Origin of the sequence: Clostridioides sp. GD02377, assembly GCF_045899875.1 — a bacterium.
Taxonomy (GTDB): domain Bacteria; phylum Bacillota; class Clostridia; order Peptostreptococcales; family Peptostreptococcaceae; genus Clostridioides; species Clostridioides difficile_A.
On record NZ_JBJODA010000001.1, the window covers coordinates 49,946 to 65,153 of the forward strand.

The following is a 15,208-nucleotide window of genomic DNA, read 5'->3' on the forward strand; positions in this document are numbered from 1 at the left end:
AAATATGTTGTCTTAAATGTTAAATTCATAAATTTTTTATAATTGATTAACATAAACTACAATATAATACTATTTCTCTTTTACTGTTTGTTATTTTTATAATCAGTTAAAAAATAACATTAGTTTATCAAACCAAATTTATAGATTAATTTACAAACCCTATTCTTAACTCTTTCACCTTTCATACCTAATTACGTCTATCGAAATATATATACAAATCAAAATAAACCACATCTTTTCAACTATAATATGTTAAAATCATAGTATGAGCATATTAATTTAAGCAAAATGTCAATTAGACTTTATTTTGTTAGTCTTTTACATATAAATTTTGATATCTTTATTTTAAATGTCATTTTGACCTCGACAATAAAAAGAAAGGAGTGTATTTTGTGGATACTTTAGGAAAAAGAATTGCTTATTTAAGAAATTCCAAAAAACTTACTCAGCGTAAACTTATGAATATTTTAAAGTTTGAAAATTTAGGTAAGTATGAAACTGGAGATAGAAAACCTAATTGTGATATATTAATGTCAATAGCTGATTATTTTGATGTTACTACTGATTGGCTTCTATATGGCAAAGAAAAAGTAAACTCTAACAATAGTGTAAAAGAAAATAAGGAAGATTACCTACATGTTACTGATGATGAGATGAAGATATTAAATCTATACAGACAATTAAATGAGCGTGATAAAATAAAAATAGAAGGAATACTTGAACTTAAGATATCTGAATATAAAGACTTAAAAAAGCATTCCTCTAATACTAATGAAGATAAAATGGTTTAAACATACATAATTTGATACGATTTTACATCATCTATTAACTTTCTTTTTTTGTAACAGACTACTAAAATATGGATATTAAGTTATTTAAAAATAAGCATAATCTAATTTCAATAATATTTAGATTACCTATCCATATTTTAGTTTATGTATTTTGAACAGTGTTGTACATTCCTATATATTATTTATGTTCCCAAGAAATGTATTATTCATGTTTTCAACTCTTCCAGCATCTTTTTATATACAATTGTGCATCCTTTGTAATTACCCTCTTTAAGAAGGCTTGAGCATGTACTAGAGTATATAGTTAAGATATCTAATCTTTCCATATTTAAACTTTTTATACCATTGAGAGCCGTAATAAAATCGTCAATCGCTCTACAGCACTCTATTACTCCATCCAAATCTGATTTACACATAAGAATACTCACCTACTTCACACACTATTTGCTAATCATCTTCTGAATATTCTATATTAAGCAATTGATAAATTGATGATTTATACTTTTTACCTGTCCTTCTGCCATTTAGAATGGCTGACAAATAGTTTTCATTAACACCTATTTTCTTTGCTAATTCTCTTTGAGTCATATTTAATTCAATAAGTCTTTGTTTAACTTGTACTCCTAAAAAAGGTATCCATTTTTTTCGAGCATCCATTTATCAAGTTCCTTTCTAAGTGATTTATACTTCCTTTTGTTTTTTAGTTTACACACCTTCCTATATTTAGTATATTTTTTTGATATATACAAATATTAAGTACATAAATTTATTTGATACTAAATAAGATTTTTTGATTACTTTATGCTAAAATTAGGATGTAATTTCGTATCATTAAATTAATTATAAAGTCATTTTGACCTTAAGTCAATGTTTTTCATGTCATTTTGACCTTTATTTTGCAGCTATTTACATTTTAGAAAGTCTTTTTGACATTAATTGAATGGAGAGTGTTTATGAATACTTTAGGAGAAAGAATTGTTTATTTAAGAAAAACAAAAAACCTTAAACAATATGAATTAGAAGAAATGTTAGACTGTGATAACTTAAGTAAATTTGAGAGAAATATTAGAAAGCCAAATTATGAAATATTAAAATCTATAGCTGAGATATTTAATGTTTCAGTGGACTGGCTATTAAATGGAACTTCTTCACAAGATCCAGATTTAATTTGTGATTTATCCTCAAATTATCCACTTAATAGTATAAACTCTAATGAAATAAATCTTTTAAATAATTTTAGAAAGTTAAGTGATTATGATAAGGCCAAAATAGAAGGTATGATTGAATTAAAACTTCATGAATATGAAAAAGAGAAAGATTTGAAAGAAACTGAATATAATAAAAATAAGGATGAGAAAATAGATAAATAATTTTTATGTTGCTTTTGATACGATTTTACATCATTTCTTAGTTCTAATATTTTTATTTCATTTATTTTCTTTTTTATAGTTTTATGATAAAATAATTAGTATATTTTGCTTTACTTGAATGTAATTATTTATACAAAAGTCAAACATAATATAAATGTGGTAAATTTTTAGTTTCAAGTAATATCTCGTTATTATAACTAAATATTTATTAAAATTAGGAGGATAAAATGGGCTTAAGAGACAAATTCGCGCAATCATTTGCTAGATCAAAAACTATGAGTGGCCCTGAGAAAAAGGCTAATGAAATAATGGGTAAATTGCTTCTTAAGAAAGCTATATTACCTATCGTTTTAATGTTCGTGATAATAATCGCTGGAGCTATGCTTAAAATTAATTCTTGGGTTACACTTGGCATAAATTTAGTTATTGCTGTTGGTGCTTTCTTCTACATAAGAAATTCTAGTAAAAAGTATCAGAACTTCAAACCTTATGTTGGCAATTTGATTAGTTTAGAGAAAAAGGGTAAAAAAGAGTATGTTGCTATTATAAAACAAGGTAAGTTACCAGTTAAGTTACAAATAGCTTATGGTGGTGAGGACCTTGAACATATTAAGAAAAATCAAATGGTTCAAATAAGTTATAATCCAGATGCTAAAATAGCTATTTTGGTTAATAGACAATAATTTAATAAAAAAAGAGGTAGCATAATGCTACCTCTTTTTGTTTTGTCTGTTTATTTTTTATTTATTTTAAATATATCTTCCTAAATATTTTAACACAAGTTCAAAAGTCTCTTTTCTGTCTTTTCCAATAAATTCAATATACTTATTAACATCTTTATTCATTGTTTTAGAGGCTTTCCCTCCTATGGAAAATATATTAGTTGCTATTTCATTTTTATAGTCTTTTACATCGATTAATGTACTATTATTTATATAAAACGACATTATGGTTGCAATTGCTTTATCCACTTCTCCAGAATATAATATTATATTTTCAGATTTTTCTTGTGAAATATCTTCTTTTATATCTTTATTTAAAATTCCTTCTGCTATTAATTTTGCAATTGTATGTTTGCTTCTAATATAATAGTCTGTATCTTCTTTGCTATCTACAAAGCAAGTTTCAATTAGTATTGCTGGTGCTTTTGTATGATTAAGCCAGTATAGACCTCTTGTATCTTTTTTTGACCCTCGATTTTTAAATATAGTTGAAAGCTTTGAGTTTACTTTTTCTGCATATATTTTTCCATTATCTGTCTTATATATTGTTTCTGTTCCCATAGGATTTAGGGTTGTCTTATTTGCATTAAAATGGATTTGTACTGCTAGGTCTATATCTTGTTTGTTGGCTATTTGACATTGCTCTGACAGATAGTTATCTGATTTATCAATTTTTCCAGTATAGGTTGTCGCTCCTCCTAGTTTTAGCCATTTTATTATTAAGTTTGTTAGGATTCTATTTTCCTTTCCTTCATCTATATATCCAACTGCTCCAGTTCCTTTTCCTGACAATGTATGTCCTGGTACTACTGCTACTTTCATGTTATACACCTTCTTTTTGTAACATGCCTTTTATATCGGTTACATTTTCTTTAATTTCCTCTACATCTGTTTTCATTGTTCCCATTTGAACAAGTACATTCTTATTTATTTCTTGCTGTTGTGTGGACAATTCTATAAAATTTTCTACAGTCTTTTTATACATGTCTCTATCTTCTTTTTTCTCCTGCATAGTATTTTTAAATAATAGAGCACATAGTATACCTATTGCCCCTAGGCTACTCAATTCTGTTATTAATTTCTCCATTATATCCTCCTGTTGTCTAAATTTTCTACACTTATAACTTTAATTTTTGTTATATTTTCATGTCATACAATGTTATATTTTAAGTACTATTATTTTAATTTTTAGTATTTTAAATTGTAGATATATTTTGTAGATTGATTAGGTATACCTACAATTTACTAATATAACAAAAAATAAGTACAAGGATTACTTATTGAAGTTAAGACCTTGTACTTTATATAAAAAAAATAACTAGTATATAGTTATTCTGAATTTATTATTCAACTGGTATTTCTAATTCTTTACATCTAATTCTAACCTGCTCTCTAATTACTGCTGGTACTTCTTCTATTGTTTTCTTTCCTCTTAGAATCAATGCTACATATACTTCTACCATTCCACTCTCACCTCCAGATTTTGCTACACTAAAAGTACTTATATTATTTAGTTTATCAACAGGGTTTTGATTTAACAACATCTCATATATTTCTGCATTTGCTATAAAGTTGCTTGTTATATCATCATCTTGCTTTATTTGACTTATACTTATATCAGAGATATCTTTATGTTGTACTTCTACTTTTCTACCTTGTTTGATTTGCTCTATTTTATTTTTATCAAATTTAAACAATTTTTACACCTCCATTTTAAGCTTGTGGTTCGTTGTTTTCAGCATCATATCTAAAAATCATAGATGGACGTTTTATAGCTGTCCATTTATCTCCTTTTTCTACTATGATTTTAGGTTGAGCACTTTTTATATTGGCTTCTTCTAATTCATATATTTCTTGATAACTTGAGTCTGATTTTTTAATTTCAACTAGTTTCATATCTTTGAATAAGTCAGATTTATTTATTTTTACTTGAACCTTAGTTTTATTTATCAATTGATATATAGGATTATCTTCCATCATATCATCCTTTAGCCCTTCATTTAATGTTACTATTAAATCAGCATTATTTTCAGTAATATTTACAATTGAATATACTTTATTATTTATCATTAAAATAGAATCCTTTTTTACTTTAAGTCCTGTTTCTGACTTAAATATAAACATACTTGAATATAAATCACCTGTAGTACTACTTGCTTTAATTAGTATCTTATTTTCTCCTAATACTATTTTATTTGATGGGATTTCAAATATAATACTATTTATCTCCAAATTAGTCTTAGTAGATATTAATTCATCGTTTATAAACATTTCAAGTTTTTCTATAACACTATTAGGGTCTTGTACTACTACTCTTACTTGAGATATTGATTTTTCAATTATTTCTATAGATGCTTTACTTGTATCTACTTTTGTTATCATATAAATTGTATCATCTGAAAGCTCTATATCTAAAATATCATTTAAATGTTCTGGTACTGGTATTTTAGTGAATTCATATAAGTCAGTAATTGATATAGATATTTTATACATAGATTTGTTTTTACCAGTTATCCATAGACTGTTATCATTTTTAATTACTAGTATATGATCATCATTATGTGATTTAATTTCTTTGACATTAGTTAATACTTTAGTAAAAGTTTTTATTATTTTATCTTTTTCATTTTCTCCCAATCCAAACAATCCATTTGTGTTATACCCTTGAGCATACAATTCTCCTTCATTAGTTAAAACAAGTGTCATTGAGTTATATATACTTATATCTTTAATAGAAGGTAGTCCAGTAACTTTTTGTAATTCTCTTACATCATTATTATGACCAACTCCCAATTGATACTCAGTATTTTTTCCATATGACCACATAGTATTGTCTGTCTTAATAATATAGGAATAATTATCCCCACAAGCGACCTTTTTAACATCTGATATATTGACTTCAGTAAATGTTAATAATTCTATGTCTTCAAGAGTTTGATTAATTTCTTTATATGAATTACTTCCTATACCATATAATTTACCATCTTTAGCAATAACTAATGAATGTGTTTTTGATATGTCAATATCAGATACCTCAAATGGTAATACTACAGAAGTATATTTAAAATCCTCTTTAAATATATTTTTATAATTTATATACTTATTAGTTGTTTTTATATACTTATCATTGAACAGTACTAATTTTTCATTTTTCTTATTAAAAGTTATTTTATCTGATGTATTATCTGTTTTAAAATATGAATATAAATAACCTCCAAGAGCTTCATTTCTATCATTATCATATCTATGGTGAATACCTAGATGATTGTATCTATTATCTCCTGTTGAAGAATAAAATTTTCCATATATATCTTTAATAAATATAGTATTAAAACTAGAAAATACAGTGTCAACATCTTTCTTGACAACCATTTTATAATATGGAACTGATATCTCCTTATAATATTCGTCAGATATACCATAATTATCTCTTCCTGATGATATCAAAGTATTGTCTTTATCTATATAAAGTGTATTACTAGATGTTACAAAGACATCTTTAATATCTTCCACACTATTCGTATTACTATTATTTGCTAAACTTCCATATCCATTGATACCTGCAACAAACAGTTTATTATCATTTGTTAAAATAGCTGAGGTATATCCATTAACTTCTATTTTTTTTGCATTTATAATATTATTAATTACTCGTATACCCTTTATATCATTGGTTTCTGTTGAAAAAAATACTCTCTCTTTTTTCCCTGTAGTATAAATCATATTGTCATTTGTTATAAAAAATGTAGCTTCACATCCTGCTGTTACAACAGATTTTATGTTTTCAATATTTATTTTTGAAAATGTACTTATACTTCCTTCAGTAAACCCAAAATATCCGTTTACAAATCCACATACATAACATGTATTATCATTTTTAACAATTATTGATACATCATTACATATATACACATCTCTAACTCCATTTATCGGTATACGTGTAAATATATTTCTACTTGTAGTATCACCTAATCCTAATTGGCCTTTTTCATTATTTCCTGCTCCATATAAAAGACCATCATTAGTTAATAAAAGAGATGTATTTCCATATATAGCTACATATTTTACATTTTCAACATTTATTTTAGTAAATACATTTCTATTTACATTATCTCCTATTCCTAACTGACCATAGTTATTTAAACCAACAGCATAGCATGTATTATCATTTTTTATAGCAAATGAATGCTTACTATTATCAGTAAATCTATTTATATTTATAGATTTTATATTATCAATATTTATTTTAGTAAATACATTTCTATTTACCTCATCTCCCACACCTAATTGACCTACATCATTTAAACCTACACTATAAAGCATGTTATTATTAGTTAATAAATACGTAGACTTTGAATGGCTATATATTTCTTTAATATTAGAAGATATTTCAGAACTGTTATTCTTTTTATTATAATTTATCTTATTATTTAAATTCGAACTACTGTTAACTGATATACCATGTGTACCTTTAGAGTTATATCCACATATAAATAAACTCTTATCTGTCAATATCGCGAATCTAGTCTTATCTCTACTTAAATCATAAGGAGGTATAAATATATTTTTTATATTTTTCATTACTTTTTTATAATTGGTAGCATTATACCCCTCTTGTAAGTCTGACACGTCTAGACCTTTTGCACTTTCAGATATATTCCCAAAACCATATAATGTGTTAGAAGATAGATACAATAAAGCTTTATATAAAAGTACAGCTTTGTCAGATGTAATAGGTCCTGAACTTATATTAGATGATGCAATATTATTAGATGGTAAATTATTAAGATAATTCCTTCCATATTGATGTATATAAGATGAACCTCCAGAAATAAGTAAATTGTCTGGATTATAAGATGTTAGATTATTTGATGATTCACCATAGTATAAATAAGCAAAATTAGTAGAATAAGAAGATTGTGTACATCTTGTAGGATAATAGTTATATAAATAGCTATCATTATGTCCAGCGTATGAAATTCCTTGATGCTGAACTCTATAAGTTGAATCAGTTGGTTTTGTCCATAAAGTTCCATGATATCCAGTTAAAAAGGATCCAATGTTTGTACAAAATATAGTTACATACTCATATATGATAATATTATTAATTTTAGTAATATCATTTGTACATGAGCTTCTACTATAATTTGACCCTGATATATTTATATAATACCAATTATTTAATAAACTTAAATTTACATTAGCTCCATTAGAACTAGTAGAACCTAATAAGTAATTTGTGTTTATACCAGTTGCATATACCTTTTTTTCGTCACCCACAATAAATGTTGCATTATATGCACTATATGCATCTGTTACATTGCTAACACCAATCTCAGTATATTGGCTTGCTAATGTATTACTAAGTCCATTAACATAACTTGAACTCTTTCCAGAAGTGTATATTTGTTTATTATTAGTTACAATTAATGAAAACCAGTTTAATAAATCAGTATTTATAACAACCTTTTTTACATTATCTATAGATATTTTCTTAAATATGTCTGAATTAGAAGGAAGAACACCTGCTATAGAGTTACTATTTGAACCAGAATAATAACAAGTATCATCATTTTTAATGTAAAATATTCCTCCAGAAATATTTTTTGATGCTACTATCAATTTTACATTAGATATACTTAATTTTGTCAATTCATTTAATTGACTTGGTAAATCAGAACCCATACCTTTATAACTATTATTTCCTAGTCCATATACATCTCCATTCCCTAAAATGACTAGAGTACAATAAGGACTAAAAACAACATCTCTTACAGAATGTATATCTAGTGGAAGTTCAATATCCTTTATTTCCATTTCTTCTTTTAACAACGTTAATTTGTCATCAGATTTAATTAGATTAACATAATTACTATAACTATATTTTTCATTATTCATTTTTTTAAATTCTACAACATGCATATCATCAAAAAACGAACCAAGTTGGCCATAAGTATTATCACCTGTGCAATATGAATCATTATTTGAATCAATTAATATACTATGTGATAAACCAATGAAAATATTCTTAGATACAGTATTTTTCAAATCTATAAATGAACTATCTATATTTTCAGAGTAATTTGATATTCCTAACTGATATATATCATTATTTCCAGCAACTTTTAAAGTCCCTTTATTGTCTATAAGCATAGTATTACCATTACCACATGCAATAGTTTTTATATTTACCTGCTCTATTTTAGTAAATAGAGATGATTGAAGTGCATTTCCAAAACATTTTTCTTTTCCACAACCATATATATCATTGTTATATGTCATTAAAACAGTATGTTCAGAACCACAAGCTATAGTCTTAACATCATTAATTGAAACTAAACTAAATAAATTTCTATCATTCTTATCTCCTAAACCTAGTTGACCTTGATTATTAAAACCTGTAGAATAACACTTATTATCATTTTTTATTATAAAAGCTGATTTATTATATGAAAATACAGCCTTTACATTATCAACATCTACTTTTGTAAATGTATTTACATTTGCAGATGCTCCATTAGTTCCTAGACCTAATTGTCCATATAAATTATTTCCAGCAACATACAAAGTTCCATCATTATATAAAAGATATGTTGATTGAAGTCCACATGCAATATCTTTTACTCCTTTTATTTCTGGCACCTTCTCAAATGTAGATATTGTTTTTCCTACTTTATCCTGTCCCAACCCCATTTGACCATCTGTGTTTATACCTGCAACAAGTAATTCTCCATCCGATGTAAGTACAACTGCATGAGATTCTCCACATGCAACTTTTTTAATGTTAGTAGATATATTTGGTATTTTAGTAAATAGTTTTCTTGTTGTATTGTCTTCTCCTAACCCTAATTGAAAGTTACTATTATCCCCGCATCCATACAAGATATTATTATTTTTTAATCCAAATGTATAGTTACAACATCCAGTAAAAAAATTGATAAAGTCATAATTATCATATCCTTCATCAAACTCATCAACTATCATATTTTTATCACCAAAAAAATTACCTCTTTGAAGTAGTTTAGTCCTTTTCATTATACAAACCTCCTAATTATCTTATTTCATATGAATATTTATTTAAAGTTATCTCTGTCTGACCCATTAGATATGCCTCATTAGATTTTGTCTCTAGAAAGTTATTATCCATTTCATGTATATATCTAACTCGGTTTGCATTAAATGGCAATACCACATTTTTAAATGTTACACTCCCAAGGTCTCCAGCTATACATTTTCTATTTAAATCTAATTTCAGACCTTCTATAGCTACTATGTTTTTAGTATTAGCTAAGGTATCATACCAATATCCAGCTTCATCTACATCTATTTCTGACTCTAACTCTAAATATATTAAGATATCTAATACTTTTTCAGATAATTTATTGTAACTGTTTTTTAATACAGATAAATCAGTTTGTATTTGTCCTCCTATTACATCATCAATAGATATGTTTTCAATTTTTTCTACTACTTCATTTATAGCTTCTGACAGATTTTTAGCATCTGTAGACAATATTTCTTCTCCAATTTTCACTTTTATTTCTTTTATATTATTATTAAACTTATCATCCAAATCTTGAATATCCTTTTGAGTTACAAAAACCAGTGTTGGGTCTACTTCTAATGTCACATTTGAGGTATTAGATAGTTGTAAAATCATCTTTACAACTAAGTCTTTAATACTGCCATCCTCAGCACGTGGCTTATACGTCTCTGGATATTTACCTATAGCTATTATATTGTTCTCATTATCCAAAACAGCAGCTTCTCTTATCATAAATCCGCCAACTGTTCCTGGTAAAATAGTCTCTATAACTATCCAATTAGGATTTTTCTCATCAATTCTTAAAGAATTTATATTTCCTTCCCAAACTACATTCTTTAAAGCAGTTTGTTCTTCTGTTGGCTCATAATATTCTCCATTACTATCTCCAACTTGAAACTTTGTCAACCCTACAAGTTCCCCTAGTGCAGTTGCATTTGCTATTTTTTCTCTACCAATTTTGGTTAATATTATATAAAATTTTTCTTCCAACTATACCACCTCCTGTTTAGGATAAACTACTACATTTTCAACTCCTGTATCATTTGCAATAGCTATATTAATCTTACAATTACTTTCAATATATTTAATACTTAAAGGATAAACCTTTACTTCTTCTCTACTTAGCATTCCAGCTCCACAATTTATAATGGCACTACATTTTATAATTGGTTCAAAATATGGATGAACTTTTACTTCCTCACTACAAACCATACCTCCACCACAATAGACCATACTTTTATCTAGTATTATGGGCTCTAAATAGTGTACTAAGTGAGCAGGTTTTACTTTTTCAATCATATCGCTACAATCTAAAAGAGTTTTATAGTCACAGTTATTTGCTATAAAACTCAATACGAATGTAAATTCATCACTATAAACTTTTATATCTGCTTCTGATTTTGTATATGCCTCACATATATTTTTTATAACTTCAATAGTACTAGTACCTCTGCTCCTCATTTTGGCTTTTATATTGTTACGTCTTGCTTCGAAATCAAGGTCTTTCTTTTCAATGCAGAGTATATCTTCCCACATATCTAATCCCCATGTTGCAGTGTCAACAAATAATTGGTCAAAAGTATCATCAATATCTTCTTTAAGAATATTTAACTCTGTATCATATGCACCTTGTATCTCTTCTACAATGTGATTTCTATCAAATGATGGTAGTTTATCAATTAGTTTCATTGATTTTCCACCTCACTAAAATCAACAGATGTTACACTTGGTATTTTATCTTCATTAATAGTTATATTATCTGTGCTTCCATTTATAAGTAAGTTACTTAAATCATGCACACCAGCAGTATTTATAAGTATCCCCATGACTTTTGTATAGATTATTTCTCCTCTAATCTCTCTAAAATATGAATTTATACTTTCTAAGAAAGATTCTTTGACATTATCTAATGTATATCCATCTTCTAGTTTCATTACTGCACTTATATTTATTTCTATTGGTAATGGTGTTGTAACTGTTACAGTTGGTCCAATAGGTTTTTCTTCATCTATATGTTGCTGACATCTTTCAATTGTTTCTGTATCAACAGCTTGATTGTTTTTACCAAATATCAAAACTTTAATAGTTCCTGGACCATCCCATCTTGGATAAACCTTCGCATTATAGACTCCATCTACCTCTAAAGCCCATTCTTCATAGTGAGCTTTATTTCCACTTGTAGCTTGATTTTTCTGTATTTTATAAAATCTTTCCTTTAATTCTTCATCTGTCTCTATATCTGTACCACCTTCAAAACTTTTAGTGTTAATAATCTTAATTACTCCAGATATATTATCAGTTAATTTAAATTCACAATTTGTAGGTAAATTATATCTCTTACCAACTTCTAGAGCTTGAACTGGGCTATTATCACCTTCTTCACTACCAATAGTTACATCTTTTATTACTACAAATAGTAAATCTCTATATGATATTACTGTGCCATTAGTTATTACAGTTCCTTTCTCTCCAATGAACTCAACTTCTCCATTTGACTCAGTTCCCAACTTTCTATATACACCAAATTCATTAACTCTTTTATCAAGAAATTGGTTATATGTATCTTGTATAAAAGCCATTTTATGTATTTTAGAAAGTTCCATATACATTTTTGCGAGTTCTAGATTATTTCCAGATACCATGTTGTTTATAAAGGAACCTTCACCTTTATAAATATCAAGCTTGATATTTTCAAGAGTTCTATTTTTTATTACTTCATATGTCTGGTCGCTATACATTTAATTCCACCTCCCCATAGATAGTGGATACTTTTACATTTGTACTCAATATGTCTCTGTTAAAGTTAGCACTTTTTACATTTACTTCTAATATATATGGATTTATTAAAAGAGCTTCTTTTATAAATCTGCTAGCTTCACTTTCTGTAAGACCTTTTGTATACTTTTGTCCTATAAGTTCTGAAAGCTCTGTACCATACTCTAAAGAGTATATCTCATGTTCATACCTATTTGTTTTTATGCACTTGTATATCCAAACTTTTAAAGCTTCTTTTTTCTCAACTATTTTAAAATCACTTTTTTCTAAAATAGGTTGGTCTTTTTCAAAATCCCATGCTACTTCACGAAAGATTGGTAGCTCTTCTGCTTTAGGTAAGATATAATCTTCTGGTACACCTATAAAAGGGAATATTGTACTCATTATAAGCTCACCAACTTACTTACAATAGCAAATTTCTCACCTATTCTAAACATTATTACTGTGTCTCCAGATTCAAAAGTATCTATAAAGGGATTTTTTATTTCATGTTTATGTTCTTGACTTGTTTCTGTATCAAATAATTCTATCTGTCTATCAAGCATCCAACTATCTATTAAGATATCTTCTTTTTCTAATATAATGTTATTTGTTTCTATTTTTAAATCTGGTAATTTACTTTTAACTTTTCCAATAAAAAAAGAAGGTTGATTATGATACTTTCCTTCTTCTCTTATTATTCCTATAAATTCATTAATTGGATTTGCCATTATATCACCACCCTCTAAAAAACCCTTCTAGCTATGTTAAAGTCTTTTCTACTATTAAAATTACTTACTCTAATTTTTTTACCTTTACCAGGTGCTTCTATAAATTCTCCATTTCCTATATATAATCCAACATGACTTACAGGATTATGGAAAAATACTAAATCTCCTGCTTGTAAATTTTTTCGCTCTATTTTCTTTCCTACTGTGGCCTGCTGACTTGAAGTTCTTGGCAAATTAATACTAACTTTCTTAAAGCAATATACCATTAATCCAGAACAATCAAAACTACTTGGTCCATTACCACCCCATTTATAAGGCTTGCCTAAATGTTTTTTTGCTTCTGATATTACCGTTTTAGCTTTATTAGATACATTACCAGCATAACCACCAATAATAATTTTTCCTTTTCTCTTTCCAAATCTTTTCATTTCTTCTTCATTTTTTACTAAAACATCGATATGATAAGTTCCATCCTTTTCTATAATTATAGCAGGACCATTATCATTGACTGTATAAACTCCATCACGTCCAGAGACTCCTGTTACAAGTCTTACCTCATCACCATATTTAAATAATGGATGTTTTGATAAGAACTCTTTTGTGTAGTAAGGTTTTTCATAAGCTCCAACCATAGGTGTAGCACATGTCTTTTTAGAAGGATTGAGTTTTTTCTCTCTACAGTCTGTATCTCCTCCTTCTATACCAGGACCAGGATAATATGCTGTAAATATAGTAGAAAATTCTGTTCCTCCTGTATAATCATCTCCACCTAAATTACTTTCTTCCTTAGGTTCATCCTGTCCTGCTGACTTTTCATCCATAAGATTTTGAAAGTTAAGTTCAAGTTCAATTTGGTACTCTCCATTTTGCCATGTATGTTTATCTGTATCTATATAAAACAATCCTACAAACTTTGTATAAGAATCTTTAACTTTTACACCTCTACCAGTTATACAACTTACATCTCCATAACCTCTAAGAGAACAGCTTTTTTCTATCCCTTTAAATTCACTATCCACATCTACATCTTGATTTTCTTGTTGCTGAATTACTTTTTGCATTATTACATTTACTTCTTTAAAAACTTCATTATCTATTTTTTCACTAATTTTACTTCCATATTGGTCTACTACTATCACCTTATTTTTTACATTTTCCATACTTTCTGAAAAAGTAGTATTTATAATATTAAATCCCTCTTCAAACATAACACTTAAAGTTATAGTTCCTTTTTCAATAACATTAAACTTGTCTAAATTAGCTTCTATCATGTATTTTTTCTTAGTCTTCTTACTTGCTTCTGTATATGCACTCATTATGGTATCATAACCAGTTACACCTATAAACATCTTTGTGTACTTGACATTGGTCCTTGCTATTGTTCCAACTGCAAGTCTATTTTCAGCAAATACTTGTTTTGCTATATCTTCAACTAACTTGTCTTTAAAATTACATGATACTTCACTTTGTGTAAGTAAAAATCCCATGTCTTTAGATACAAAGCTAATTTCATTACTACTTGAATCTTTAGACCTATTAATTATCATTCCTCTAAAGAGTTCTTTCTCATCTACATAGAAACAAATCGTACTAGCTATTGGTATATCTATCTGTTGAAAATTCACATCAAAAGAGGATTGGATTATTGAAAATTCTAGTGTCCTTGATGGAGATTTATAATCACCTGACCAAGAAACTTTATTTACTATATCAGTGATATCATAGATACTTCCTTTTTTTATGTGTACCCAAATTTTAATAATAAAAAATCACCTGCCTTTTCCTTTAAGTCTAT

15 protein-coding genes are annotated in these 15,208 nt (G+C 27.2%); 3 read left to right on the plus strand and 12 right to left on the minus strand.

The genetic code is table 11. From position 1 onward, the window contains the following. Positions 1 to 392: 392 nt before the first annotated feature. Positions 393 to 791: a helix-turn-helix domain-containing protein gene (locus tag Q3304_RS00215; protein WP_074178926.1), complete on the plus strand. Its 399-nt coding sequence runs from the start codon at positions 393 to 395 to the stop codon at positions 789 to 791. Positions 792 to 997: 206 nt separating this feature from the next. Here Q3304_RS00215 and Q3304_RS00220 read toward each other — a convergent pair whose 3' ends face one another. Together Q3304_RS00220 and Q3304_RS00225 are read right to left on the minus strand one after the other, a co-directional pair. After that, complete coding sequence (locus Q3304_RS00220) at positions 998 to 1,207, minus strand: hypothetical protein (protein WP_054276352.1); 210 nt, start codon at positions 1,205 to 1,207, stop codon at positions 998 to 1,000. A gap of 31 nt (positions 1,208 to 1,238) precedes the next feature. Then, positions 1,239 to 1,448, minus strand: coding sequence for a helix-turn-helix transcriptional regulator (locus Q3304_RS00225; RefSeq protein WP_003428146.1), 210 nt, complete (start codon positions 1,446 to 1,448; stop codon positions 1,239 to 1,241). 296 nt (positions 1,449 to 1,744) lie between these two features. On the opposite strand from Q3304_RS00225, the gene Q3304_RS00230 reads away from it, so the two are divergent. Then, the gene (locus Q3304_RS00230; protein ID WP_407813599.1) at positions 1,745 to 2,161 is read left to right on the plus strand and encodes a helix-turn-helix domain-containing protein; all 417 of its coding nucleotides are present in this window, start codon (positions 1,745 to 1,747) and stop codon (positions 2,159 to 2,161) included. A 227-nt stretch (positions 2,162 to 2,388) separates the two neighbouring features. Further along, positions 2,389 to 2,844, plus strand: coding sequence for a hypothetical protein (locus tag Q3304_RS00235; protein ID WP_021384080.1), 456 nt, complete (start codon positions 2,389 to 2,391; stop codon positions 2,842 to 2,844). Between the two features lie 66 nt (positions 2,845 to 2,910). On the opposite strand, the gene Q3304_RS00240 is transcribed toward Q3304_RS00235, so the two are convergent. The 10 genes from Q3304_RS00240 to Q3304_RS00285 form a co-directional block, all read right to left on the minus strand. After that, on the minus strand, positions 2,911 to 3,705 hold the full coding sequence (locus Q3304_RS00240) for an N-acetylmuramoyl-L-alanine amidase (protein WP_407813600.1): 795 nt from the start codon (positions 3,703 to 3,705) through the stop codon (positions 2,911 to 2,913). A gap of 1 nt (position 3,706) precedes the next feature. Next, the gene (locus Q3304_RS00245) at positions 3,707 to 3,970 is read right to left on the minus strand and encodes a hypothetical protein (RefSeq protein WP_054269857.1); all 264 of its coding nucleotides are present in this window, start codon (positions 3,968 to 3,970) and stop codon (positions 3,707 to 3,709) included. Positions 3,971 to 4,226: 256 nt separating this feature from the next. Continuing rightward, the gene (locus Q3304_RS00250) at positions 4,227 to 4,580 is read right to left on the minus strand and encodes a CD1375 family protein (protein WP_407813601.1); all 354 of its coding nucleotides are present in this window, start codon (positions 4,578 to 4,580) and stop codon (positions 4,227 to 4,229) included. 16 nt (positions 4,581 to 4,596) lie between these two features. Then, complete coding sequence (locus Q3304_RS00255; protein ID WP_407813602.1) at positions 4,597 to 9,918, minus strand: hypothetical protein; 5,322 nt, start codon at positions 9,916 to 9,918, stop codon at positions 4,597 to 4,599. Between the two features lie 16 nt (positions 9,919 to 9,934). Beyond that, positions 9,935 to 10,918: a phage tail protein gene (locus Q3304_RS00260; protein WP_407813603.1), complete on the minus strand. Its 984-nt coding sequence runs from the start codon at positions 10,916 to 10,918 to the stop codon at positions 9,935 to 9,937. Beyond that, complete coding sequence (locus Q3304_RS00265) at positions 10,919 to 11,617, minus strand: putative phage tail protein (RefSeq protein ID WP_407813604.1); 699 nt, start codon at positions 11,615 to 11,617, stop codon at positions 10,919 to 10,921. Next, on the minus strand, positions 11,614 to 12,666 hold the full coding sequence (locus Q3304_RS00270) for a baseplate J/gp47 family protein (RefSeq protein WP_407813605.1): 1,053 nt from the start codon (positions 12,664 to 12,666) through the stop codon (positions 11,614 to 11,616). The genes Q3304_RS00265 and Q3304_RS00270 overlap by 4 nt, the downstream gene beginning before the upstream one ends. Further along, complete coding sequence (locus tag Q3304_RS00275; protein ID WP_407813606.1) at positions 12,659 to 13,087, minus strand: DUF2634 domain-containing protein; 429 nt, start codon at positions 13,085 to 13,087, stop codon at positions 12,659 to 12,661. The genes Q3304_RS00270 and Q3304_RS00275 overlap by 8 nt, the downstream gene beginning before the upstream one ends. After that, positions 13,087 to 13,413, minus strand: a complete 327-nt coding sequence (locus tag Q3304_RS00280; RefSeq protein WP_054276343.1) for a DUF2577 family protein — start codon at positions 13,411 to 13,413, stop codon at positions 13,087 to 13,089. Before Q3304_RS00280 ends, Q3304_RS00275 begins: the two co-directional genes overlap by 1 nt. A 14-nt stretch (positions 13,414 to 13,427) precedes the next feature. Continuing rightward, positions 13,428 to 15,038 (minus strand): NlpC/P60 family protein, encoded by a 1,611-nt coding sequence (locus Q3304_RS00285; RefSeq protein ID WP_407813608.1) that lies wholly within the window; start codon positions 15,036 to 15,038, stop codon positions 13,428 to 13,430. Between the last annotated feature and the right edge of the window lie 170 nt (positions 15,039 to 15,208).

Coding starts and splice junctions, on each gene's coding strand:
- Q3304_RS00240 (WP_407813600.1), bottom strand. CDS start 3,705: ATGAAAGTAGCAGTAGTACCAGGACATACATTGTCAGGAAAAGGAACT.
- Q3304_RS00280 (WP_054276343.1), bottom strand. CDS start 13,413: ATGGCAAATCCAATTAATGAATTTATAGGAATAATAAGAGAAGAAGGA.
- Q3304_RS00225 (WP_003428146.1), bottom strand. CDS start 1,448: ATGGATGCTCGAAAAAAATGGATACCTTTTTTAGGAGTACAAGTTAAA.
- Q3304_RS00270 (WP_407813605.1), bottom strand. CDS start 12,666: ATGTATAGCGACCAGACATATGAAGTAATAAAAAATAGAACTCTTGAA.
- Q3304_RS00220 (WP_054276352.1), bottom strand. CDS start 1,207: ATGTGTAAATCAGATTTGGATGGAGTAATAGAGTGCTGTAGAGCGATT.
- Q3304_RS00230 (WP_407813599.1), top strand. CDS start 1,745: ATGAATACTTTAGGAGAAAGAATTGTTTATTTAAGAAAAACAAAAAAC.
- Q3304_RS00275 (WP_407813606.1), bottom strand. CDS start 13,087: ATGAGTACAATATTCCCTTTTATAGGTGTACCAGAAGATTATATCTTA.
- Q3304_RS00235 (WP_021384080.1), top strand. CDS start 2,389: ATGGGCTTAAGAGACAAATTCGCGCAATCATTTGCTAGATCAAAAACT.
- Q3304_RS00255 (WP_407813602.1), bottom strand. CDS start 9,918: ATGAAAAGGACTAAACTACTTCAAAGAGGTAATTTTTTTGGTGATAAA.
- Q3304_RS00265 (WP_407813604.1), bottom strand. CDS start 11,617: ATGAAACTAATTGATAAACTACCATCATTTGATAGAAATCACATTGTA.
- Q3304_RS00245 (WP_054269857.1), bottom strand. CDS start 3,970: ATGGAGAAATTAATAACAGAATTGAGTAGCCTAGGGGCAATAGGTATA.